Origin of the sequence: Asticcacaulis biprosthecium C19 (genome assembly GCF_000204015.1) — a bacterium.
Taxonomy (GTDB): Bacteria; Pseudomonadota; Alphaproteobacteria; order Caulobacterales; family Caulobacteraceae; genus Asticcacaulis; species Asticcacaulis biprosthecius.
This window is the reverse complement of the sequence record NZ_GL883077.1, coordinates 1,358,014-1,359,265: the sequence shown is the minus strand read 5'-3', so window position 1 is coordinate 1,359,265 and position 1,252 is coordinate 1,358,014. Positions and strand designations below refer to the sequence as shown.

Genomic DNA, 1,252 nt, shown 5'->3' with positions numbered 1-1,252 from the left:
TGCTGGTGGTCCAGACGATGACAAAGCCGCCGGTGCTCAAGGAGGCGATAGCCGGGTCGGTCTGGGTGCCCGAGGTGGCGCCGGAGTTGGCCGTAGTGTTGGTGCCCTGGGCCACGCCCGAGGCATTGTAGCGCTGGAAGTGGACGTCGGTGGTAGCGCTGTCCTGCCAGGCGATGACATAACCACCGTCGTCGAGGGCGGCCGTCGCCGGGAAGCGCTGGTTGCCGGCGTTGGTGGTGTTGACGTGGACTTCACCCTGGGCGACGCCGGACGAGTTGTAGCGCTGGGCGTAGATGCCGTAGCCGTTACCGGAGCCTTCCTGGCCATTGCTGTGCCAGGTGACGACGAAGCTGTTGTCGGCCAGGGCCGTGATGGCCGGGCTTTGCTGATCCAGCGTGGTGTAGACGTTGATCAGGAATTCCGAGCCCGAGGTCGTGCCATTGGCATTGAACTTCTGGGCGGCGATGCCGAAGCTGGAGCCGTCGCCGGTGTTGATCGAGGCGCTGGCCCACGAGATCATGTAGCTGCCGTCGCTGAAGGCGGTGACAACCGGCTGGTGCTGGTCGGAGCCCGCGTGGGTGTTGGCCCGCGTTTCGGCCAAGACCACGGTGCCGGCGGCGTCATATTGTTTGAAGTAGACGCCATAGGCCGAGCCGTCCTGGACGTTCGAGGCCCAGGCGATGACATAGCCGCCGCCGCTCAGACCGGTGATGGTCGGCTGGTACTGCTGGTTGGTGCCCGTGGTGTTGACCTGGAACTCAGACCCGTTGGTGGTGCCGTCATTGTTGAAGCGCTGGGCCTTGACGCCGACGCTGGCGGTGCTGCCGCTCAGATCGGTGCCGGTCCAGGTGACGACATAGCCGCCGCCGCTCAGCTGCGCCACAGCCGAAGAATTCTGGGCGCCCGCGGTGACGGTGTTGACCGCACCCTGGGTCAGGGGGTTGTAGGTCGTGACCAGGTCGTTGATGTCGCTGATGACGTAGGTCGAAAGTGCACCATCCACGGTGACGTGGCCGTCGGTCACATCATAGCTGAAGGTGACCTTGCCGATATAGTCTTCGGCCGGTTCAAAGCTGTAGTTGCCGCCGCCGAGATCGGTGACCGTGCCATGGTTCGAGGTGACCGTGCCGCTGATCGACAGTTCGTCATTGTCGACGTCGGTATAGCCTTCGAGGAGGTCATCCGCCGTGAAGGCAAAGCTGTCATTGGCGATGGGGTTGCCAAGATCGGTCGGCTCACCGGTCAGGACCGG

The 1,252-nt window shown here is 64.0% G+C and carries 1 protein-coding gene; it reads right to left on the bottom strand.

Annotated features, from left to right (window positions below; all coding sequences use genetic code 11):
- On the bottom strand, positions 1–1,252 hold a 1,252-nt coding region (locus ABI_RS25565), incomplete at both ends, for a cadherin-like domain-containing protein (protein ID WP_040308651.1).